Annotated in this window: 16 protein-coding genes; 8 read left to right on the top strand and 8 right to left on the bottom strand. The window is 47.5% G+C overall.

What is annotated here, in order from left to right:
* Window positions 1-121: 121 nt before the first annotated feature.
* The 7 genes from ilvC to SHAL_RS20360 all read left to right on the top strand — a co-directional run bounded on the left by ilvC (window position 122) and on the right by SHAL_RS20360 (window position 10,522).
* Window positions 122-1,603: a ketol-acid reductoisomerase gene (ilvC, locus tag SHAL_RS20390; RefSeq protein WP_012279002.1), complete on the top strand. Its 1,482-nt coding sequence runs from the start codon at window positions 122-124 to the stop codon at window positions 1,601-1,603.
* Between the two features lie 556 nt (window positions 1,604-2,159).
* Window positions 2,160-3,839, top strand: coding sequence for an acetolactate synthase 2 catalytic subunit (ilvG, locus tag SHAL_RS20385; RefSeq protein ID WP_041416150.1), 1,680 nt, complete (start codon window positions 2,160-2,162; stop codon window positions 3,837-3,839).
* A gap of 75 nt (window positions 3,840-3,914) precedes the next feature.
* Window positions 3,915-4,181 (top strand): acetolactate synthase 2 small subunit, encoded by a 267-nt coding sequence (gene ilvM, locus SHAL_RS20380; protein WP_012279000.1) that lies wholly within the window; start codon window positions 3,915-3,917, stop codon window positions 4,179-4,181.
* 4 nt (window positions 4,182-4,185) lie between these two features.
* A complete protein-coding gene (locus tag SHAL_RS20375) occupies window positions 4,186-5,115 on the top strand; it encodes a branched-chain amino acid transaminase (RefSeq protein WP_012278999.1) in 930 nt (309 codons plus the stop codon).
* A 574-nt stretch (window positions 5,116-5,689) separates the two neighbouring features.
* Complete coding sequence (gene ilvD, locus SHAL_RS20370) at window positions 5,690-7,537, top strand: dihydroxy-acid dehydratase (protein WP_012278998.1); 1,848 nt, start codon at window positions 5,690-5,692, stop codon at window positions 7,535-7,537.
* Window positions 7,538-7,565: 28 nt separating this feature from the next.
* Complete coding sequence (gene ilvA, locus SHAL_RS20365; RefSeq protein WP_012278997.1) at window positions 7,566-9,119, top strand: threonine ammonia-lyase, biosynthetic; 1,554 nt, start codon at window positions 7,566-7,568, stop codon at window positions 9,117-9,119.
* Between the two features lie 266 nt (window positions 9,120-9,385).
* On the top strand, window positions 9,386-10,522 hold the full coding sequence (locus SHAL_RS20360) for a pyridoxal-phosphate-dependent aminotransferase family protein (protein WP_012278996.1): 1,137 nt from the start codon (window positions 9,386-9,388) through the stop codon (window positions 10,520-10,522).
* Window positions 10,523-10,605: 83 nt separating this feature from the next.
* Here SHAL_RS20360 and SHAL_RS20355 read toward each other — a convergent pair whose 3' ends face one another.
* The 8 genes from SHAL_RS20355 to SHAL_RS20320 form a co-directional block, all read right to left on the bottom strand.
* Entirely contained in the window at window positions 10,606-12,591 is a 1,986-nt protein-coding gene (locus tag SHAL_RS20355; protein WP_012278995.1) for a TonB-dependent copper receptor, read from the bottom strand.
* Window positions 12,592-12,777: 186 nt separating this feature from the next.
* Complete coding sequence (locus SHAL_RS20350) at window positions 12,778-14,133, bottom strand: sodium-dependent transporter (RefSeq protein ID WP_012278994.1); 1,356 nt, start codon at window positions 14,131-14,133, stop codon at window positions 12,778-12,780.
* 345 nt (window positions 14,134-14,478) lie between these two features.
* Entirely contained in the window at window positions 14,479-14,955 is a 477-nt protein-coding gene (locus tag SHAL_RS20345; protein ID WP_041416148.1) for an Lrp/AsnC family transcriptional regulator, read from the bottom strand.
* Between the two features lie 121 nt (window positions 14,956-15,076).
* Window positions 15,077-15,877 (bottom strand): phosphatase PAP2 family protein, encoded by an 801-nt coding sequence (locus tag SHAL_RS20340; RefSeq protein WP_012278992.1) that lies wholly within the window; start codon window positions 15,875-15,877, stop codon window positions 15,077-15,079.
* A 233-nt stretch (window positions 15,878-16,110) separates the two neighbouring features.
* Complete coding sequence (ubiK, locus tag SHAL_RS20335; RefSeq protein ID WP_012278991.1) at window positions 16,111-16,365, bottom strand: ubiquinone biosynthesis accessory factor UbiK; 255 nt, start codon at window positions 16,363-16,365, stop codon at window positions 16,111-16,113.
* A gap of 168 nt (window positions 16,366-16,533) precedes the next feature.
* Window positions 16,534-19,614 (bottom strand): multidrug efflux RND transporter permease subunit, encoded by a 3,081-nt coding sequence (locus SHAL_RS20330; protein ID WP_012278990.1) that lies wholly within the window; start codon window positions 19,612-19,614, stop codon window positions 16,534-16,536.
* 14 nt (window positions 19,615-19,628) lie between these two features.
* A complete protein-coding gene (locus tag SHAL_RS20325; RefSeq protein WP_012278989.1) occupies window positions 19,629-20,747 on the bottom strand; it encodes an efflux RND transporter periplasmic adaptor subunit in 1,119 nt (372 codons plus the stop codon).
* Window positions 20,748-20,761: 14 nt separating this feature from the next.
* A complete protein-coding gene (locus SHAL_RS20320) occupies window positions 20,762-21,379 on the bottom strand; it encodes a TetR/AcrR family transcriptional regulator (RefSeq protein WP_041416146.1) in 618 nt (205 codons plus the stop codon).
* A 208-nt stretch (window positions 21,380-21,587) separates the two neighbouring features.
* Between SHAL_RS20320 and rep the strand changes: the two genes are divergently transcribed.
* Window positions 21,588-23,603: a DNA helicase Rep gene (gene rep / locus SHAL_RS20315; RefSeq protein WP_012278987.1), complete on the top strand. Its 2,016-nt coding sequence runs from the start codon at window positions 21,588-21,590 to the stop codon at window positions 23,601-23,603.
* The last annotated feature ends 23 nt before the right edge of the window (window positions 23,604-23,626 follow it).

Here is a 23,626-nt window from a genome sequence, read left to right as displayed (position 1 = left end):
GTGACGTTTCGAATATATCATTTTAAGCAATGAAATGCTTGCGCTATAGTGAATTCAATTACAGCGTGACTCGCTATCGAGTCAGCCCGTTTAACTGTCCAGAATCAAGGTGGTATATCAGATGGCTAACTATTTTAACTCTCTGAATTTGCGTCAACAATTACAGCAGCTGGCACAATGCCGCTTTATGGATCGTAGTGAGTTTAGTGAAGGCTGTAACTTCATCAAGGGCTGGAATATCGTCATTCTTGGTTGTGGCGCTCAAGGCCTTAACCAAGGCTTGAATATGCGTGACTCGGGCCTAAATATCTCTTTTGCACTGCGTGAGCAGGCGATTACTGACAAGCGTGACTCTTACCAGAAAGCGACAGGCAACGGTTTCCGCGTAGGCACTATCGAAGAGCTTATTCCTGATGCAGATCTGGTTCTAAACTTGACGCCAGACAAGCAGCACACTAACGCTGTGAACACGGTAATGCCGTTGATGAAGCAAGGTGCAACCTTGTCTTATTCTCACGGTTTCAACATTGTTGAAGAGGGCATGCAAGTTCGCCCTGATATCACGGTAATCATGGTAGCACCTAAGTGCCCAGGTACTGAAGTTCGTGAAGAGTACAAGCGTGGCTTTGGTGTACCAACACTGATTGCGGTTCACCCAGAGAATGACCATAAGGGTGAAGGTTTCGATATCGCTAAGGCTTACGCAAGTGCAACCGGTGGCGATCGCGCTGGTGTACTACATTCATCTTTCATTGCGGAAGTGAAGTCTGATCTGATGGGTGAGCAAACCATCCTTTGTGGCATGCTGCAAACCGGTGCAATTTTAGGTTATGAGAAGATGGTTGCCGACGGTATTGAGCCTGGTTACGCGGCCAAGCTTATTCAGCAAGGCTGGGAAACCACCACTGAAGCACTGAAGCACGGCGGCATCACTCATATGATGGACCGACTATCAAACCCAGCCAAGATCAAGGCATTTGATATGGCTGAAGAGTTGAAAGTTATTCTTAAGCCGCTGTTTGAAAAGCATATGGACGACATCATCGGTGGCGAATTCTCTAAGACCATGATGGCTGACTGGGCAAACGATGATGCGAATCTACTGAAGTGGCGCAGCGAAACTAACGACACTGGCTTTGAGAATGCACCGACTTGCGATGAGTATATCGATGAGCAGGCTTATTTCGATAAAGGCATCTTCTTGGTGGCGATGATCAAAGCGGGTGTAGAGCTTGCTTTCGATACCATGGTTGCGGCTGGCATCATCGAAGAGTCGGCTTACTATGAATCACTACATGAGACGCCACTTATCGCGAACACCATTGCACGTAAGCGTTTATACGAAATGAACGTAGTGATTTCAGATACGGCAGAATACGGCTGTTACCTATTTAACCATGCAGCGCTACCGCTACTAAAAGACTATGTTGCTAATATGTCTGCCGAGTACCTAGGTGGTGGCTTGCAAGATACAAGTAATGGAGTCGATAACCAGCGTTTAATTGAAGTTAACGCGGCGATTCGTTACACCGCAGTTGAAGAAATTGGCGCCGAACTTCGCGGATATATGACTGAAATGAAGCGCATTGTAGAAGAAAGCTAATCGCTTTTTAGCCAGAGTCTTCGCCATGATTAGCGCAGGCTCTGGCTGTCTAAAATTGAAATTAGAGATAAAAGTCATTTAGACAAATCATTAACGATTAACACTTTAGTGACGGTAATAAAGTTAGGCAGTGCATCATTATTTATCGCTATATGAGCCACCAAAATAGTGCTCACAAGATGATAAATTTTGATGTTATAAAGTTTTTATTGTGTTGTTTATAGGCTTTGTGGTACTTCTTAATAGTCGAATTTTAAACGACACCGAATTTAAGCAAAGAATCTAATTAGGAAGTAAGTCGAATATGTTCAACCAAGCTGCCCAGCTCATTATTGTGATTATTACCGTCGTGATTATTAAATCACAGCGGGGGCTGCGCATATTAAATCGACACACCTAACCTAGGTTTAAGATTGCAAAAACCCCCGCTCCGAAAGGAACGGGGGTTTTTTCGTTTAAGGGCTTAGGTGAAATAAAAGGTAAAGTAAAACTTCTATCTAAGCTCTTAATAAAAAAGTTAATTGTAGCGGAGCGCTGATTTATGGAACAAGGGAAGATGGAGCAAGGACAAATGATAAGAGGCGCAGATGCAGTCATCAAGGCGATTGCCGCACACGGTGTAACAACGGTGTTTGGTTATCCCGGTGGGGCGATTATGCCCATCTATGATGCGCTCTATGGTAGCCCTGTCGAGCACCTGCTAAGCCGTCATGAGCAAGGCGCGGCATTTGCCGCTGTCGGCTACGCCAGAGCCAGCGGCCAAACCGGGGTTTGCTTTGCCACTTCAGGCCCTGGTGCCACAAATCTCGTGACATCACTTGCCGACGCTCTGCTAGATTCGGTGCCAGTCGTTGCCATCACGGGTCAAGTTTCTACCGCGGTTATTGGCACCGATGCCTTTCAAGAAATTGATGTCTTAGGTATGTCACTGTCATGCACTAAACATAGCTTTATGGTGACCCATGTCGATGAGCTTGTTCCTACTCTGTACAAAGCGTTTGAGATCGCCGCCTCTGGTCGCCCTGGTCCTGTGTTAGTCGATATCCCTAAAGATGTGCAGATCGCCATGCTTGAATACAAGACGCCACTGCAAGCGGTTAGCGTTGAACCTGAGCACACTGCCGAGCAGCTTAATGAGGCAAATCAGCTTATTGAGCAAGCTAAGCGACCAATGCTTTATGTGGGTGGGGGGGTAGGCATGGCAAGCGCTGTCGAGCAACTCGCTGATTTCATCAAGGTCACCGGGATTCCATCGGTTGCCACCCTAAAGGGCTTAGGCGCTATCAATCCAAATACTCCCGGCTACTTGGGTATGCTCGGTATGCACGGATCTAAAGCGGCCAATTTAGCGGTACAAGAGTGTGACTTGTTGATTGTGGTGGGGGCTCGTTTTGACGATAGGGTGACCGGACGCTTAGCCAGCTTTGCTGAAAATGCCAAGGTGATCCATCTGGATATCGACGCTGCCGAGCTAGGTAAGTTACGTCTTCCTGAAGTGGCTATTGCTGGCGATTTGCGCCAAATTCTTCCTGCACTAACTCAAAACCTAGGTGAGCAATTTGCCCCATGGCAAGCCAAGGTGGCCCAGATGAAGCATGAGCATCAATGGCGTTATGACCGTCCGAGTGAGCTTATCTACGCACCTGCAATGCTCAATCGTCTTGCGCATAAGTTGCCACAAGACAGCGTGGTGTCCTGTGATGTCGGTCAGCATCAGATGTGGGTAGCGCAGCACATGTTCTTTAATCGCCCAGAAGATCACCTGTCGAGTGCCGGGCTTGGCACTATGGGCTTTGGCTTGCCTGCGGCCATTGGCGCTAAAGTGGCGCGTCCCGATGCTATGGTAGTCGCAGTCTCGGGGGATGGCTCTTTTATGATGAATGTTCAGGAGCTGACCACCATCAAGCGTAGGCGCCTACCCGTTAAAATCTTGCTTATCGATAACCAAAAGCTAGGCATGGTTAAGCAGTGGCAGCAGCTGTTTTTTGAAGAGCGCTACAGCGAAACCGACCTGTCTGACAACCCTGATTTCGTTAAGATGGCATCGGCATTCGATATCCCAGGACGCACTATCTCTAAGACGAGTGAAGTCGAAGCCGGACTCGATGAACTCCTCAATAGTGAAGGTCCCTTTTTACTGCATGTGTCGATAGATGATGTCCATAACGTCTGGCCATTAGTGCCGCCAGGGGCTTCAAACCAAGAGATGATGGAAGAGATGGATAAGCAAACTTAAGCTGCAGAAATCGGCGAGTTTGAGTCTGAATAAGAAGATTAGAAAGAGCGATAAAACGAGATGGAGAGCAAGGATATGAATAATTACTCATTAGCGTTAAACGTGCAGCAAAGACCAGAAGTGTTAGAGCGCGTGCTACGCGTCGCTCGCCATCGCGGATTTAAGGTCGCCAATTTGAGCATGCAGCTCAATAGTAATAACTGTACCAGCATCGACATGCTGGTACAGAGTGAGCGCGAAATCGGCTTGCTAACCAATCAAATAAATAAGCTTATTGATGTGATTGATTGCCAAGTATTGGTAAATAACACCGCAGTAGCATTAGCACAAAATAAAGGGTGAGAATATGGCCGCGAAAACAGCAGAGTTAATTTGGTTCAATGGTGAAATGATGCCTTGGGGTGATGCTAAGGTTCATGTCATGTCTCACGCGCTGCACTATGGTACTTCCGTTTTTGAAGGCATACGTGTTTACGATACTCATCGCGGTCCGGCGGGGTTTCGTTTAACTGAGCATATTCAGCGCCTATTTGATTCTGCCAAGATTTACCGTATGCCTATCCCATATAGCTTCGATAATGTTATGCAGGCGTGTCGAGACGCCACATTAGGCAATGGTTTAAAGAGCGCTTATATCCGCCCCTTAGCCTTTTATGGTGATGTTGGTATGGGGATCACCCCCCCTAAAGATGCTCAGTGCGACTTGTTAGTCGCAGCATTTCCGTGGGGAGCCTATTTAGGGGAAGACAGCATGGATGCCGGGGTCGATGTCGCGGTAACCTCCTGGAATCGCTTAGCGCCAAACACGATTCCAACGGGAGCCAAAGCGGGCGGGAATTACCTCTCTTCGCTACAGATCTCTACCGAAGCTAAACGTAACGGTTTCGATGAAGGGATTGCACTCGATACTAACGGTTTAGTCAGCGAAGCCGCTGGTGCCAATATTTTTGTCATTAAAAAGAACAAGATCTACACACCTCCAGCCACAGCCGCTATTCTGATGGGGCTGACTCGAGACAGCATTATTACTCTTGCACGAGATAAAGGTTATCAAGTGGTTGAAGAGCCGATGTCACGCGAGTTTCTCTACCTTGCCGATGAGATCTTTATGACCGGCACCGCGGCCGAAATTGTGCCGGTACGTAGCGTCGATCGCATCGAGATAGGCAGCGGCAAGCGCGGTGAGATCACCAAAGAAATTCAGCAGAGCTTTTTCGGCCTGTTCAGCGGTGAAACCGAAGACAAGTGGGGTTGGTTGGAGGCTTTGGAAGGCTAAGACGAACGCTGTGCTGACGGAAAGGCCGGAAAAGCAGATCCTAGGTACTAGAAAAAGCTAAGAAAGGCCCTAGGAAAGCAGAGGCTAAGACGAACGCTGTGCTGACGGAAAGGCCGGAAAAGCAGATCCTAGGTACTAGGGAAAGCCAAGAAAGGTCCTAGGAAAGCAGAGGCTAAGACGAACGCTTCGCTGACGGAAAGGCCGGAAAAGCAGATCATAGGTACTAGGAAAATCCAAGAAAGGTCCTAGGAAAGCAAAGGCTAAGACGAACGCTTCGCTGACGGAAAGGCCGGAAAAGCAGATCCTAGGTACTAGGAAAAGCCAAGAAAGGTCCTAGGAAAGCACAGGCTAAGATGAACGCTTCGCTGACGGAAAAGATTAAGGCGAAACATAAAAGCTCAGAACGATATCTCAGATTAAAAATTAGAAAATTGAAGGATAGGGTGGCTAGTTTGATGCTAGAACCTAGAACCTAGAACCTAGAACCTAGAACCTAGAACCTAGAACCTAGAACCTAGAACCTAGAACCTAGAACCTAGAACCTAGAACCTTCTTTTAAACAAAGGATAAAGCAATGCCAAAACTACGCTCAGCAACCAGTACCGAAGGCCGTAACATGGCGGGAGCCCGTGCATTATGGCGTGCAACAGGTGTTAAAGATAACGACTTCGGTAAGCCGATCATTGCTATCGCCAACTCTTTTACCCAGTTTGTGCCGGGTCATGTGCACTTAAAAGATATGGGCTCATTAGTGGCGGGAGCGATTGAGGAAGCAGGCGGTATTGCTAAAGAATTTAATACCATCGCCGTCGATGACGGTATTGCGATGGGGCACGGCGGCATGCTGTATAGCCTACCTTCGCGTGAGCTGATCGCCGATAGCGTGGAATATATGGTAAATGCCCACTGCGCCGATGCATTAGTGTGTATCTCCAACTGCGACAAGATCACCCCTGGCATGCTGATGGCATCTTTAAGACTGAATATCCCAGTGATATTTGTCTCTGGCGGACCGATGGAGGCCGGTAAAACTAAGCTGTCAGATCAGCTGATTAAGCTGGATCTGGTCGATGCCATGGTTGCTGGCGCCGACTCCCGCGTTTCAGATGCCGATAGCGAGCAGATTGAGCGCAGCGCTTGCCCAACTTGTGGGTCATGCTCGGGCATGTTTACCGCTAACTCTATGAACTGCTTAACCGAAGCGCTGGGTTTATCATTGCCGGGCAATGGTTCAATGTTGGCTACCCACGCCGATCGCCGCGAGTTATTCCTTGAGGCGGGTCGCCGCATTATGGATCTTGCTACTCGCTATTATCAACATGACGATGAATCCGCACTGCCGCGCAACATCGCTAACTTTAAGGCGTTTGAAAATGCCATGACACTCGATATTGCCATGGGCGGTTCGAGCAATACTGTGCTGCATCTACTGGCTTCTGCGCAAGAAGGCGAAGTTGACTTCACCATGGATGATATCGATCGTCTGTCTCGCCTAGTGCCTCACCTTTGCAAAGTGGCGCCATCAACCCCTAAATACCATATGGAAGATGTACACCGCGCGGGTGGGGTAATGGGGATTTTAGGTGAGTTAGACCGAGCTAACTTGCTCCATAACGATGTGTACCATGTCGCGGGTAGCAATCTTGCCGATGTATTAGCACGATTTGATATTGTGCAGACCGACGACGCCGCGGTGCATAAATTCTTCTCGGCAGGCCCCGCAGGCATCCCCACCACTAAAGCCTTCAGCCAAGATTGCCGCTGGGACAGTGTTGATAACGACCGCAAAGAGGGTTGTATCCGTAGCCGTGAGTTTGCCTTTAGCCAAGAGGGGGGGCTTGCGGTGTTATCGGGTAACGTTGCCCTAGATGGCTGTATTGTTAAGACCGCTGGCGTAGAAGTTGAAAACCATACCTTTATCGGCAGTGCTCGCGTTTTTGAGAGTCAAGATGATGCGGTGGCTGGGATCTTGGGTGGTGAAGTGGTTGCTGGCGATGTTGTGGTTATTCGTTACGAAGGCCCTAAAGGTGGCCCAGGTATGCAAGAGATGTTGTACCCAACCAGTTACCTTAAGTCGCGCGGTTTAGGCACAAAGTGCGCACTGATCACCGATGGTCGTTTCTCGGGAGGCACCTCGGGCTTGTCTATTGGTCATGTTTCACCAGAAGCAGCTGCTGGTGGCACTATCGGTCTAGTGCAAACGGGCGATCGAATTGAGATTGATATTCCAGCTCGTTCAATCAAACTTGCGATTAGCGATATTGAATTAGCGGCGCGCCGCACGGCGATGGAAGCACTTGGCAAAGATGCATGGAAACCACTTGGCCGTGTAAGACAAGTATCGATGGCGCTCAAAGCCTACGCGTTACTCGCAACCAGTGCCGATAAAGGCGCAGTGCGCGATACCAGTAAGTTGGTCTAATCAGTTTTCCGGGATTAAGAGGTAGTTTATGTTGGCTTTAGCATCACAATCGCAACTGGATTTAGCCCATTATTATTTGCAGAAAATTTTGCTGTCATCGGTTTATGATGTGGCTAAAGTCACACCGCTGTCGAGCCTTAATAAGCTGTCGGCACGCTTGGGCTGTCAGGTCTTTTTAAAGCGTGAAGATCTGCAGCCAGTGCACTCTTTTAAGCTTCGCGGTGCTTACAATAAAATTGCCGAGTTAACCAAAGATGAGTGCGAGTGCGGTGTGGTTTGTGCCTCTGCCGGTAATCATGCTCAAGGCGTGGCGATGTCGGCAGTGGCCCGTGGTATTAGTGCGGTTATCGTGATGCCAGAAACCACCCCAGATATTAAGGTCGATGCGGTTAGGCGTTTAGGCGGTGAAGTGGTGCTCCATGGTCAAGCATTCGATCAAGCCAATGCTTATGCGCAGAGCCTAGCTAAGAGTGAGGGCCGAGTCTATGTCGCGCCTTTTGATGATGAAGCGGTCATTGCTGGCCAAGGCACCGTTGCGCAAGAGATGTTACAGCAGCAGCGCGATCTCGAAGTGGTGTTTGTGCCTGTTGGTGGTGGCGGCCTGATTGCAGGGGTTGCGGCTTACTATAAGGCCGTGATGCCACAGGTGAAGATTATTGGTGTAGAGCCTGAAGATTCTGCCTGTTTAAAAGCGGCACTTGAGGCCGATGAGCGGGTAATATTACCGCAAGTTGGCCTATTTGCCGATGGGGTGGCAGTTAAGCAGATTGGCGCCGAGCCCTTTAGATTGGCCCGTGAGTATGTCGATGATGTGATCACCGTGAATTCAGATGAGATCTGCTCTGCGGTCAAAGATATCTTTGAAGACACGCGCGCGATTGCCGAGCCGTCGGGAGCACTGTCACTGGCTGGGCTGAAAAAGTATATCGGCACCAATGGTAAGGGCGAGAAAGTCGGTGCGATTTTAAGTGGCGCTAACGTGAACTTTCATAGCCTACGTTATGTGTCGGAGCGCTGTGAACTCGGTGAGCAGAAAGAGGCTATTTTGGCGGTTAAAGTGCCGGAGCGCCCCGGTGTGTTTCTGCGTTTTTGTGAGCTGTTAGGTAAGCGAGCAATGACCGAGTTTAACTACCGCTTTAGCAGCCGTGACAAGGCCGTGGTGTTTGCGGGGATTAGGCTTACTCAAGGGCAAACTGAGCTAGATGAGATAGTCACTAACCTTGAGTCTGAAGGCTTTGATGTCCAGGACTTGTCTCAGGATGAAACCGCTAAATTGCATGTGCGCTATATGGTGGGAGGTCATCCACCAGAGCCGTTAGAGGAGCGTTTGTTTAGCTTTGAATTTCCTGAGCATCCGGGGGCGCTGTTTAAGTTTTTAACCACCTTGCAGAGCAAGTGGAATATCAGTCTGTTCCATTACCGTAATCATGGCGCGGCCTACGGCCGAGTGCTCGCGGGGTTCGAGGTGCCGGAAAGTGATGCTTTGGCTTTTCAGCAGTTCTTAACAGAGTTAGGTTTTGTTTATCAGGAAGAGACAGATAGTCCGGCTTATCGACTGTTTTTAGATAACCGCAGCCGATAGTTGCCGCTATATAAGTTACAGAGGCAGTAGCGTTTTTCGATGCTGCCTTTTTATTGAAGATAAACAACAGTAAGACTGGATACAATCTTTATCAGCTATCGGCTTGATAGTCTAAGAGCTTTCTTTGTAGTATGCCTTAGATAGAGCAATAATATTTCACTAGAGACAGACTAACACCTAGGGGCTTGACGATATTTATCGTTGTAGCAGTGTGGCAGTCGTCAAACCTTAACCTTTTAAAAGCCTGTAGTTTTAGAGGAAATATCATGTTACCTGCACCCTTTTTCGAGCCTTTTAGCCCACCTCGCCGAATCCTCATGGGACCCGGTCCTTCCGATGTGTATCCAGAGGTACTGGCTGCTCAATCTAAGCCAACCATAGGCCACTTAGACCCGCTATTTGTCGAGATGATGGATGAGCTAAAAGCACTTATCCAGTACGCTTTTCAGACCACAAATGAGATGACCATGGCGGTTTCTGCTCCGGGTAGCGCCGGCATGGAGACTTGCTTTGTGAACCTGGTTGAGCCCGGTGAAAAGGTGATCGTTTGCCGTAATGGTGTATTTGGTGAGCGTATGCGCCAGAACGTCGAGCGTGTCGGCGGAGTGGCTGTAGTGGTTGATAATGAGTGGGGCGAGGCGGTAGATCCCGATCAAGTTGCTAGTGCATTGGCGGCAAATCCTGATGCGAAGTTCTTGGCCTTTGTCCATGCAGAGACTTCAACGGGGGCATTATCAGATGCTAAAGCCTTATGTGCACTCGCAAAACAGCATGATTGCTTATCAATCGTCGATGCGGTTACCTCTTTAGGCGGCGTGGAGCTGCTTGTTGATGAGTGGGGCATCGATGCCATCTATTCAGGCTCTCAGAAGTGTTTATCTTGTGTGCCGGGCTTATCGCCGGTGTCATTTTCTCCGGCGGCAGTTGCCAAACTAAAGGCGCGCAAGACGCCGGTACAAAGCTGGTTTCTCGATCAAACCTTGGTGATGGGCTATTGGGATGCGTCTAGCGATGGCAAACGCAGCTACCACCATACCGCCCCGGTAAATGCACTGTATGCATTGCATGAATCGCTACGCTTGTTAGCGGCTGAAGGGTTAGAGCTTGCATGGCAACGTCATGCTGATATGCACCAAGTGTTACGTCATGGCTTAGAGCGTTTAGGGCTTAAGTTTGTGGTGGCTGAAGAGTGTCGTTTACCGCAGCTGAATGCGGTTTATATTCCAGATGGCATCGATGACGCTAAGGTAAGAAAACAGCTTTTAGAGAACTATAATCTAGAGATTGGTGCTGGCCTTGGTGCTTTAGCGGGTAAAGCTTGGCGCATTGGTCTGATGGGCTTCGGGGCAAGGCGTGAAAACGTAGCCTTGTGCCTTAAAGCCTTAGAAGAGGTACTCGTTTAAACGAGACCCTTGTTTATTCATTAACAAGGCCGCTGATTTCAGCGGCCTTGTTGTTTGTGAGCTTTAGCTGAAAAGCGATTAACTTAGAAAGTGTAATCGACTTTAACCCAAGCCGTACGGCCCGGCTCGTTGACTTGGAACATCGGTGAGCTACCCGGGATATCGTTACCCGCACCGGAGCGACTGATGTGCTCTGCATAGGTGATATCGAATAGATTCTCTACGCCGAAGCTAACCAATAGGGCTTCATTGTGTTTCCAGCTAGCGTTGAAGGCGAGGGTACCGAAACCGCTGCTTTCAGCCAAGTCTTGGCCCGAGATATTACCTTCGCCAATGGCGACTCTATCTTGAGCCGCGACTAGGCGCCAAAGTAGTCCAGCCGTCCACTGGTTGTATTGGTAATCTAAGGTAATTCGGCCTTCAAGTGGAGGAATTTGCCCTAGAGGAGTGCCTGCGGTGTCGTTCTCTCCGTGGCTATAGCTAACGCTCGTCTGGCTTGAGAAGTGCTCGGTTAATGGGAACGTAGCGGCTATTTCACCACCATAAACGGTGGCGTCGATGTTATAGGCTGTCGCTGCTGGTCCGTGGTTGGCGTCAATCAAGATATAGTCGCGGATCTCACCGTAAAATAGCGAAGTCGAGACGGCGATATCGGCTTCATAGATCCAACCGATATCCAGCTGAGTGGTTTTCTCCGGTGCCAAATCGAATGCTTTCTGACTAGGGTTATTGATATCCGATTTCATGATCTCCCAGTAATCCGGCATACGCTGGGCATGGCCGACACCCGCATAGTATTGGCTATTACCAGATGTGAGTTCATAGCGGCCGTAACCGCTGAATAGGTCGTCGGTTCGCTCACCTTTCTGAGCGACCATCAACTCAGTTTTCCAATGGTCGTAGCGCATACCCGCAAGTAACTTACCGCTTGAAAGATTGTAGGTGGATTCTAAGAATAGGCCACTGGCCTGATAACGCATGTTGTCTTTGAATGGCTTATTGAGCAGATCGTCTAAGCCATTATCGACAGCAGGGTTAATACTGCGCCCTTTGTGTGTACTGTCCATGTAGTCAGCACCCGCGGTTAATGTCCAGTCAGTGGCTAAGGTAAAGTCAGCCCAAAGATGGCCACCCTGAGTGCCACGCCTAACATTAGTGCCTGAATTAATGCCTTGGTCGAATTGATCCATGATGTGATCGTTTTCGTTGGTGTAGGCTTGGAATTCGATTGCATCTATCCATCTACTATCAAACTCATGTTGCAGTAAGACGGTCAAGTTTTCATTGCTGATCTCACGGGCTTTATTGGCGCGATCTGCGTACTCTGCTTCCCCCGATGAGCTGCCATAAGCCAGCTCTAGTACTGTCTCTTCACTCGGTGTCCAGCCTAGGGCAAAGTTATAGTTGGAGCGATCATAACTCGATTGCACCTTGTTACCGTCACCATCTTTATAATGGTCGCTAGATGACTGGTTGACGTCCATATCGAAGTAATGATTTTCATCACCAGCTTTTAGCTCGACTAAGTAATCTTTGCGGCCAAAGCTACCCGCCGTCATGCTGGCACGGCCATCTAAGTCTGGCTCATCAAAGCTGTGGCGGTCTTTTTCGAACAGGACGGTGCCCGCGCTACCAACAGGGCCATATTTTACCGTTTGTGGCCCTTTAATCACGGTGATGTTGTCGTAAGCTTCTGGGTAGATATAAGCCGTTGGTGGATCCATGCGACCGCCGCAGGTGCCGTAAACGTGCTGGCCATCATCGACAATGCTTAAACGTGAGCCACCGAGTCCACGCAGACTTGGATCGCCGCCGGCACCGCCTTTACGACCAATGCTAAAGCCGGGAATGGTCTTAAGAAATCCCGCACCGTCATAGGCGGGTAGGGGGAGTCGTGGCTTTTTAGGATCGGTATAGGTTTTGGTGGGATCTTTCATCAACTCGCCAGTGACAATAATGCGCTCCACTGGCTCTGATTTATTCTTTGTCGTGGTTTCGGCGAAAGCTGGGGCAGAAATTAGCCCAAGGGTGACCACTGGAATGGTCAGTATAGTTTTCTTGTTCATCATAATGTCGCTTATCGTTATTTATTTTTTGCTTGTTTTACAGTGCTTAATAAAGACGACAAACTAATTTGTCGCAAGGTGCGACAAAGGGTCACAGGAGGGTGTGACTAGGCTCACTATTCTGGGGGGCCAGGATAGAAAAGGGACGATTAAATCGTCCCTTGATATCAGTAATTTTTGCAGCTGAAGTTAGCTAATTAGTTGCACAATGATCATGATGATAAGTAGCGGGCAGATGTATTTCACATACCAAGGCCATACTTTCCAAAATAGGCTGTTAGGGTTCACCCCCTCTTGCTGAGCAATCGCACTAATCAATTGATTTCGGTTCCATACCCAGCCTAAGTAGATGGCAATACCAAGGGCAATTAATGGCTGAGCCCGCTCGGTGGTTAAGGTGATCATAAAGCTAAATAGTGTCTCGAAATTAAATACCACGACCAGAGATAAAGCGGCAATCAAGCTACCCACAATCAAGGTGGCTCTATCACGGCTCAAGTTAGTTTTTTCAACTAGGTAGCTGGTGGGCACCTCGACAATAGAGATGGCCGAAGTGAGTCCTGCAATCGTCATCAAGATAAAGAAAACAATGGCAAGTAAATACTGGCTTATGCCGCCAATCGTGTCGAATAAGGCGGGTAGAACGGTAAACACTAAGGTGTCAGAATTTAATAAGCTGCCGTCGTCAGCAAAAATTTGTACGCCGTTATGCTGCGCCACATACATGGCTGGAATAACCATTAGCGCTGCTAAAAATGCCACCGAGGTATCGGTCAGTGTCACGTAAGCGGTTAGCTTGGCAAGATCTTCTTTTTGGCTTAAGTAAGCGCCGTACACCATCATTGCGGCTGTACCTATGGTCAAGGAGAAGAAGGTTTGCCCTAGGGCGCCAATTAATACATCGGCTTCAAATACACGGGAGAAGTCGGGAACCAATAACACTTCTAAACCTTGCATCGCGCCTGGCTGAGTTAAGATATAGATCACCCCTGCGACTAAGATCAGTAACAACATCGGCATGAGGCGCTTAGACCAACGCTCAATCCCTTTTTGCACACCTTGGCGGATCACTAAAATGACCATGGCAATGAAAACCAGCGTGAACACTAAATTGCGTGACAGCGAGAAATCCATCAACCAAGAAGCAGCCTGTGTTTGGCCTGTTAATTCGGCAACCGGTGCGATGGCAAAGCTGACAAACCAGCCCGATAAAATGCTGTAGAAAGTACAGATCAGGGTAGCGGTAATGATAGAGATAAAGCCGATTGCCTTACCTATTTTTTTGGTTAGTGGACGGCTGGCGACTTTAGCCATGGCATCGGCAGGATTGGTTTGCCCATGGCGACCAATCATCAGTTCTGCCATTAGCATGGGGTAACCGAGTACCAAGATCAGAAATAGATAAACCAGCAGGAAAGCACCGCCGCCATGAGTGGCAGCTTGAGTGGGGAAGCCCCAGATATTACCGACTCCGACAGCTGAGCCTGCTGCCGCCATAATAAAGCCAATTCTAGAGCTAAAGTGCCCTTGTTTTGCAATACTCATTTGAGCTCTCTTTCTGTACTTCTTTGTCAATTAAGAGCGCGCATATTAATGCTTTAAATTTGCTGGTCAACGCATTAAATTCGCGCTTAAAAACATTTTTGTAGTACTTTATTTTTTAATTTGTTGTTTTGGTGCTGTTATTTCTCTTTATGGCGGGTAAGTTTGATATTTGTTTGCGTCGCAGTGCGGTTATCAATAGTTCTGCGCAATAAAATCATTTACAGATTAAAGGCAAAAATGCGACTGATTGCACAGATTATAGTCGTAACCGCTAAAGCGAGGAGGAGCGAGCGGCATGTTATGCCGCACGATGCTCAGCTGAAGGAGAGTTAAATCAAAACAAAATTAAATCGGCAGTGGAATGCTGGTTTGGTTTTTAACTTGCTTCAGCACGAAGCTAGAACGCACGCCAGCGATGTGATCATTGGTCGTCAGCTTATCGAGCAAGAAGACTTTAAAATGTTTCATATCGCTAACCAGCACTTTAAGTTGATAGTCGGCATCACTACCCGTAAGAAGACAGCACTCTTGCACTTCATCGTAGCTGCTAATTTTGGCTTCAAAGGCATCGAGAATATCGGTCGAGTGTTTCTCTAAGCGGACTTGAATATAGGCGGTCAGTGCAAGATCAAAATGTTCGGCGCTGAGCAGGGTGGCATAACCCGCAATATAGCCCGCCTCTTCTAGCGATTTAACTCGTCTTGAGCAAGGGGAAGGAGACAGACCGACTTTTTCAGCTAGTTCCTGATTAGACAGTTTGCCATGTTGCTGCATCAGTTTGAGGATGTTCAGGTCAATCTTGTCTAATTGCAGTTCAGCCATGGTCGGTCTCATCAGAGTTGGGTTTAATCAAAGTATTGTTTTGTTTGCAAGCAGAATACCGCAATGGCTATTAAGCGCAAGTGAGCCGCTTAATAGCTGTAGGGTTTACTTTATCAACTTATCAGGCTGCTTTGAGGCGTGAGACAAACAGGTTATTGATTGCTGGCCACAGCGCTTGAGTTAAGTAGATGCTGATAAAGGCGATGCTACCGCCAATTGCTGTCGAAGCGAGAACATCTTGCGGCCAGTGCATCCCTAGCAGCATACGGCTAAACCCCATGGTAATTGCCCAGCCAAATAACATCAATGGCAGTAAGGTTTTCCCTGCCATGAGTAGATAGAAGCTAACCGTTAGGGCAAGTGTGACGGCAAAGAGAGTATGACCAGAAGGGAAAGCGTAACCGACTTCATGTTGCCAATGGCGTTTTATTGAAGGGCTTAAGTTCAGATCTGGGCGTGCCACTTCAAGCTGATGTATTGCGGTACCGATCAGCTCTCTTTTATCGGCTTTAGTCTGTTGATAAAAATCTTGGGTATTAAGTAGGTACTCTTGCTCTAGTAGCGCCGCATTGGGGCGAGCTTCGGCAAAATAGGGCTTAAGAAAGTGGTTGAGACTAAGCGTTGCAGCCATGCTAATGGAGACTGCGAGCACCAGTTGCATAAATTGCTGGCGGCTTAAACTGCGATAGCAGACAACAAGAATAAGTATCCCGGTCATGATGCCGTAGGGTGCGGTGCCTGTACTGGTTAGCCAATAAAGAGCCTGAGCAAACCAAGAGTCTAGTGCAATGCTAGGGAACAGGTTTACGGAGGAGAGATAGATAACCGCAGGGGTGATAAGTAGTATGGCCCAAGCGCTAAGCAGGACTTTTTTAGTGTGTTGAGGCTGGAAAAAGAGTGTATTTAAAGCTGATTTTTTCAAAGTTTAGCCTCAAAGTGGTAAGTTAATGAATTAAAGGTAAAAGTGAGTCAGCAAGATTACCTATCCGTGCGGAGCTATACTAGAGCATCCACATGAAGTGTAAATTAATCTTAATTCACTCTAATCATTATTGAAAAATGGCCAATAAAAAAGGAGCATCTTTTAAGATGCTCCTTTTTATTTTATGACTTAGCTACTACAACTTAGCTCGCGCAGAGTTCGTCGTATTTGATTTAGTCTGCTGCGTTTAATTTGGCCTCAAGCGCGTCGACTTGGGCTTGTAATCTCTCAAGTTTTTCACGAGTCCTAATCAAAACGTGCTGCTGCACCTCAAACTCTTCGCGTGATACTACGTCTAGTTTTTGTAACTGATTTTGTAAAATCTGTTTGCTTCGCTCTTCAAACTCGCCTGCGAATTGTTTTAATCCACCTGGGAGGTTCTCGCTTAGTTGCTTAGCGACTTCTTCTATTTTTTTAGGGTTAATCATTATCAGTTTCCGCTTTAGTGCTTAATGCTTAATATGATTTGATTGTACCTGAGCAAGTTCTAATTGCCAAAATAATCGCCACTGGAGCACTTTGCAGCCGCAGTGACGAGCAGAGATAAAAAAGCCTGCTAATGAGGCAGGCTTTTGGGATGAAGTGACAGATAAAGCCTAGACTTTTTCTTTAACCTCTTCGTCAAATACAGGCAGAGGTTCGTGCTTTTCTGCTAGATAAGTATAGATAACGGGCAGTACGAACAGGGTAAATACCGTACCGATGGCAAGACCGGATACAATCACTAGTCCGATATTGAAGCGAGCGACAGCGCCTGCTCCTACGGCAAATAGTAGTGGGATCAAGCCTGCGATCATGGCTGCGGTTGTCATTAGGATTGGACGCAGACGGATGGTTGCCGCGTGCTTGATTGCATCAAGTTTACTTAGGCCATTATGCAGCTGCTCTTCCTTTGCTACCTCACACATCAAGATACCGTGCTTAGTGATGAGACCCACTAAGGTAATTAATCCGACCTGAGTGTAGATGTTCATTGATGACAGCCCGAAAACATGGGTCCAACCTAAGGCTATCAGGGCACCACTAATCGCTAACGGTACGGAGACTAAAATCACCAACGGATCTCTGAGGCTCTCAAATTGACTTGCAAGCACCAAGAAGATAATTGCTAGCGCCAAACCAAAGGTGGCATAAAGTGCTGAACCTTCGGTGACATACTGACGTGCCTCACCTAAGAAGTCATAGCTATAGCCTTTAGGCAGTTCGTTATCACCGATATTCTGTAAGAAGGCAATCGCATCACCAATAGCAACGCCTGGCGCAGCAACACCACCGACGGTAATCGCATTCATCTGGTTGAAGTGCGGCAGTGAACGAGGCTCCGACACTATCTCGACGTCCACTAGACTAGACAACGGAATTGAGCGACCATCGGCGGCCGTTAGATAGTAACCAGCAAGTGCTTCTGGGTTAGCACGTAGTTTACGCTCAACCTGCGGGATCACTTCATAGGAGCGACCATCTAAGTTGATACGGTTAACGTAGCCATCACTCATCATGGTGGTTAGTGTTAGACCTATATCTTTCATGGTAATGCCGTAGGCACCAGCCACATCACGCTTGATATGGATCTTCATCGAGCCAGAATCAAACTTTAAGTTGACCTCAGAGTAGACAAAAAGTGGGCTCTGCTGCACTTTGTTAAGTACGCCAGAACCTATCTGGAATAAACTTTCGAATGAGTTTGAGCTGGTAATCACAAACTGAATCGGCAGTCCGCTAGAGGCACCGGGTAGCTCAGGCATCTGGAAGGTCGTTACAGCCATACCTGGTACTTTTTTAACTTCTTCACCAAAGAACTTTTGCATCTCTTTCTGGCTTTTGTCTCGCTCACTCCAAGGCACAAGAGGTGCGATACCGAAAGCTTGGTTAGCATTAGGTACACCCACGAAGGCCAAAGATGCCGCCGCTTCAGGCTGAGCGCTGATCATATCGGTCACTAATGTCATGTTAGCTTGGATATAGTCTAAGTTCGCACTAGAAGGGGCGGTGCCCATCATCATTACTACGCTCTTATCTTCATTAGGAGCAAGCTCTGATGGGATAAAGCTAAACATCACAGGTAGAGAGGCAAACACGATAATCGCGAAGGCTATCACGACAGGACGCTTGTTTAGTACGGCTGTGAGCATGCGGTTGTAGCGAGAGGTTAGGCCACTTAGGAAGTTTTCAACACCTCGTTCAAAGCGGTTAGGCTTCGAGTGAGCCTTGAGGATTTTTGAGCACATCATAGGAGACAGGGTTAGCGCTACGATACCGGAAATAAATACCGCTCCGGCCAAGGTTAGGGCGAACTCTTTAAACAATGAGCCCGTGATCCCACCCATCAAGGCTATCGGTGCATATACTGCTGCTAAGGTAATGGTCATCGAGATAACCGGAACTGCAATTTCTCGAGTACCTATAATTGCCGCCCTAAAGGGTGTTTCACCGAGCTTGATATGCCTATCGACGTTTTCGACCACCACGATGGCATCATCCACAACCAGACCGATAGCGAGTACCATGGCCAGTAGTGTCATCAGGTTGAGAGTGAAGCCGAACATCTGCATGATCACTGCCACACCAATCAAAGATAGCGGAATGGTGACAATTGGAATAATCACTGCTCGGAACGAACCTAAGAACAGGGTGATAACCACGATAACAATCAGCGATGCTTCACCGATAGTTTTAATCACTTCATTAATCGATTCATCAATCGCTAGCGACGAATCATACAGAATTCGAGCCTTCATCGAGATCGGTAAATTGCGAGTGATCTGTGGCATCATGGCGCGCGCGTCTGCAGCAACCACCAGTGGGTTAGCTGTTGGTGTAACGTCTAGACCAACGACGACGGCCTCTTGGCCATCGGCTAAGGCGCGATAGACATCGTGACTCTTCTCTAGGCTGACATCTGCGATATCGCCTAGGCGGATCACTAGACCGTCTTTACTACCGATAACTAGCTTCTCTAATTCTGCAACGGTTGCAACTTGGGTGTCTGCAGTACCGTTAAGCAGGGTAAAGGTATTGTTAGTTTGGCCAACAGCGGACTGGTAGTTGTTAGCCTGCAGGACGCTCATCACATCGGTTGATGATAGGTTAAAGCCTCCCATACGCGCTGGATCTAACCATATGCGCATCGCGTACTTTATACCGCCGTAGAGGTTGACTTTAGCTACGCCATCGATAGTGAATAACTCAGGCTTAACCACACGCTCTAGATAGTCGGTTATTTGGCTTGAGTTGATCTGATCGCTGTAGAAAGAGATGTACAGAGCAGATGTTTGCGCACCTGTCGACATCTCTACTGTGGAGTCTTCGGCTTCTTTCGGTAGCTGAGAGCGCACCGAATTTACCTTAGCCAAAATGTCGGCTAGGGCGCCATTAGGGTCGGTATTGAGCTTCATGTAAACAGAGATTTTGGAACTACCCAAAAAACTATCTGATGTCATGAAGTCAACGTTGTCAGCCTGAGCTAACGCTTGCTCCAATGGCTGGGTAATAAAACCTTGGATCAAGTTTGAATCGGCACCATAGTAACTAGTACTTACCGTCACAACGGTATTGGTCATCTCTGGATATTCACGTACCTGCATGCTTTTTAGGGCATAAAAGCCGAGTAGTAATATCAGAAAGCTAATGGAGGCCGCCAGTACCGGCCTGCGTATAAAGATATCAGTAAAGCGCATTGCCAAACCCTCCGTTACAACTGTGGCAATGTGGCGGGAGGAGTTAATGCATCATCCTCTGTCACTTTGACTTTACTGTTGTTACTTAGGCGAACCTGACCCGAGGTGACGATAGTATCACCGGCACTGATACCACCGCTGACTAATGCATTGATATCGTCACGCTCTAGCACTTTAACGTTAACTTGCTTAACACGTTTGATCTGCTCGCCATTTTCACTTTTCTCTTCGATGATATAGACGGAGTCGCCGTAAAGAGTAAAGCTAATTGCAGTTTGTGGTAGCACCACCTGTTGAGTTAATTCAGGCAACATAATATCGACTTTAGCGAACATGCCGCTACGTAGTTTCGCGTCGGTATTTGGGATCCGCGCTTGTACCTGGATCAGACCACTTTGATAGAAGACCGCGGGCTCGATGGCTGAGATAACCCCTTCAAATGGCTCTGTAGGATAGGCGTCCACATAGACGTGAACCTTTTGCCCTGTCGCGATACGAGAGAGCTGAGTTTGTGGAATGGTAAAGCGGATCTTCATGGTGCTGATATCTTCAAGGCGAACAATTTCGCTGCCCGTTTGTAGATATTCACCTAAGTTAACATTACGAATACCCACTAGACCCGCAAATGGTGCACGAATTTCACGGCGGCCAATGGTTGCACTTAAGCTTTCACTGTCGGCCATTAGCGCTAAGTATTTAGATTGGCTATTGTCGAGATCCTGCTTGGAGACAGAGTTTTGCTTGTAGAGTTTACTCAGGCGCTTAAAGTCAGCCTCTGCTGCTGGTAGTTGAACTTGTTTGCTCTTAAGGTTGGCTTTTTCTACCTTAGAATCTAGCTCAATAAGCATTTGGCCGACTTCAACTTTGCTACCATTTTCAAAGCGGATAGCAGACACCACACCAGAGACTTGGTTAGCAATGGTCACACCTTGATTAGGCTCGATGAACCCAATGGCGTTGATTGTTGGTTGCCATTTACTTTGTTTGACATCCACTGCGGTAACTGGGGCCACTGCTTCAGGCATATTAGCGATGGCATTGGCGATTTTTCCTTTTATAAAAATATTAAAACCAATGACTGAACCGAAGGCCAGTACTGCGATGATAATCATCACTAGGCTCCACTTTTTCATGTCCTGAAACTCCTTTAGATTGTCGCTGTAGTTGTATTTGGGCTGAGTATGGCCCGCCAGCATAAATCGCAGGCGAAAGTAATATCTTTAGGTTGGTAATCAATAAGGCCGCGTCTGCAAGTTCGTGCCATGGTCATCGCGGGTTCCATCGCGAGAGCGTAAAGCATACGTGGGTGTAGTGGTTGGATTAGCCCTTGGGCTTTTCCCTGTTCGAATAGTTGCTGCAGTGGCGCGAAAAGTTGCATCTCTAACTGGCGGATCTCTTGGGTATTGATCACCGGAAGATTGGCATATTGCTCATAGCTTAAATTGGCTGGAGAGGGTTGCTTTCCGTAGTTGTACATTTTCATCCAGATCCGTTTGAATCTTTGCTCAATCGTACCTATTTGATGGTCTTCCAATATGGCGCTAGCTACTTGCGATAGCACATCTTTTCTGAGTTCAAGGATAAGCTGGTCTTTATCTTTGAAGTAGCGATAGATAGTGCCTGCTGCAACGCCAGCTTCGGTTGCGACCAATTGCATGGATAAGCCTTGAATACCACCTGCTGCAATAATTTTTTCTGCCGCGCGAAGAATGAGCTCGTATTTATTGTGCATGGTATAGCCTAAAATGAATGAACGTTCATTCATTAGTGTAATCTTCATCCAAAAACTTGGCAATAGAGCTGCGTTAAGTACTTTGTCTTTTATGTGATTAAGCTCATAAGTACATTAATGAAAAATGGAGTTACTAATAATCACAGTCGAGATATTGTCGATAACTTTTCCGCTTGCTAGGGGCTTTCTGCTATCATTCCTCTTTTAATGCCTTCCTTAATACCTTGGTTATAACGTATCCATGAAGCTCAATCCCGGACAAAATGACGCCGTTCACTATGTTAGCGGCCCTTGCTTAGTACTTGCAGGCGCAGGCAGTGGCAAAACCAGAGTAATTATTAATAAAATTGCCTATCTGGTGGAAAAGTGTGGCTATAAAGCACGCAATATCGCAGCGGTAACCTTTACCAATAAAGCGGCGCGCGAGATGAAAGAGCGTGTGTCGCAGTCTATGGGACGTAAAGAAGCACGTGGTTTGTGGATCTCAACTTTCCATACCTTAGGCCTTGAGATCATTAAGCGTGAACATAAAGTTGTGGGCTTAAAGCCCGGCTTCTCACTATTTGACGACCAAGATACCTTTGCACTGCTAAAAGAGCTGACTCAAGATGAGTTAGACGAAGATAAAGACTTACTCAAGTTATTGGCCAGTACCATTTCTAATTGGAAAGGCGATCTTGTTATTCCTGAGCAAGCTCGAAAAATTGCTAAAGACGAGCAACAGCAACTCTTTGCTTTGTTGTATCAGCGTTATGCTCAGCATATGAAGGCCTATAATGCCCTCGACTTCGATGATTTGATCTTATTACCGACTTTGTTACTTAGGCAAAATGAAGAGGTGAGAACTCGCTGGCAAACCCGTATTCAATATATGCTGGTGGATGAATATCAAGACACTAACACCAGTCAGTATGAGATGGTTAAGTTATTGGTTGGTGAACGGGCGCGTTTTACCGTGGTAGGTGATGACGATCAGTCAATCTACTCTTGGCGTGGTGCTAAGCCGCAAAACTTAGTATTACTCGGCAAAGATTTTCCTAGATTAAAGTTGATTAAGCTGGAGCAAAATTATCGTTCTAGCCAGCGAATTCTGCGTGCCGCAAACATCCTCATCGCCAATAACCCACATGTGTACGAAAAAGCACTGTTTAGTGAGCTCGCTTATGGTGAGCCCATTAGGGTATTGATTGCTGCTAACGAGGAGCAAGAAGCGGAGCGGGTGATTGCGGAAATGATCCGCCATAAGTTTGTTGGTCGAACAAGCTATGGTGATTACGCCATTTTATATCGAGGCAATCACCAGTCGCGCTTACTCGAACGGGCTTTGATGACTAACCGTATCCCTTATAAGCTCAGCGGAGGCACCTCTTTCTTTGGCCGCGCAGAGATTAAAGACATCATGGCGTACCTGCGTTTAGTGGTAAACCCTGATGATGACAATGCATTTTTGCGAATTGTTAACCTACCTAAGCGGGGAATTGGTCCGGCAACGCTTGAGCGTTTAGGTAACTTTGCTAATATGAAGCAGATCTCCATGTTTGCCGCGATCTTTGAAGCGGATCTGAATCATGAACTGCCGCCTGCGGCGATGTCATCTTTGTATCAGTTTGGCCGTTTTGTGGTTGAAATGGGTGACTGTGCCGAGCGTGGTGATCCCGTGGAAGCGGTTAAGCAGTTAATTAGAAAGATTAACTACGAAGACTATCTTTACGAAAACAGTACTAGCGCTAAAGCGGCTGAAATGCGCATGAAGAACATTTCAGAACTGTACCGCTGGGTGACAGAGATGCTTGAAGGTGATGAGCTCGATGAAGGTATGACACTACCTGAGGTGGTCACTCGTCTGACATTGCGCGACATGATGGAACGTAATAGTGAAGATGAGGGCGGCGATCAAGTACAGTTAATGACACTGCACGCCTCTAAAGGCCTAGAGTTTCCTTATGTGTTTATGGTGGGCGCCGAAGAGCGGATTTTGCCGCACCAAAGCAGTATCGACGAAGATAATGTCGATGAGGAACGTCGTTTAGCCTATGTGGGGATCACTCGCGCGCAAAAAGAGTTGTGGTTTGTGATCTGCCGCGAGCGACGCCAGTTTGGTGAAACCATCCGCTGCGAGCCGAGCCGTTTCTTGATGGAACTACCACAAGATGACTTGATCTGGGAGAACCGCAAACCGGTGCAAACCGTAGAGCAGCGTCAGCAATCAGGCAAAGCCAATATTGCCAACTTAAGAGATATGTTTAAGAACAAATAATCCTTAAGCTATACCTGAGCTAG

Source organism: Shewanella halifaxensis HAW-EB4 (assembly GCF_000019185.1).
Classification (GTDB): domain Bacteria; phylum Pseudomonadota; class Gammaproteobacteria; order Enterobacterales; family Shewanellaceae; genus Shewanella; species Shewanella halifaxensis.
The sequence above is the reverse complement of the archived record's forward strand: the minus strand, read 5'-3'. Positions and strand labels throughout refer to the sequence as shown.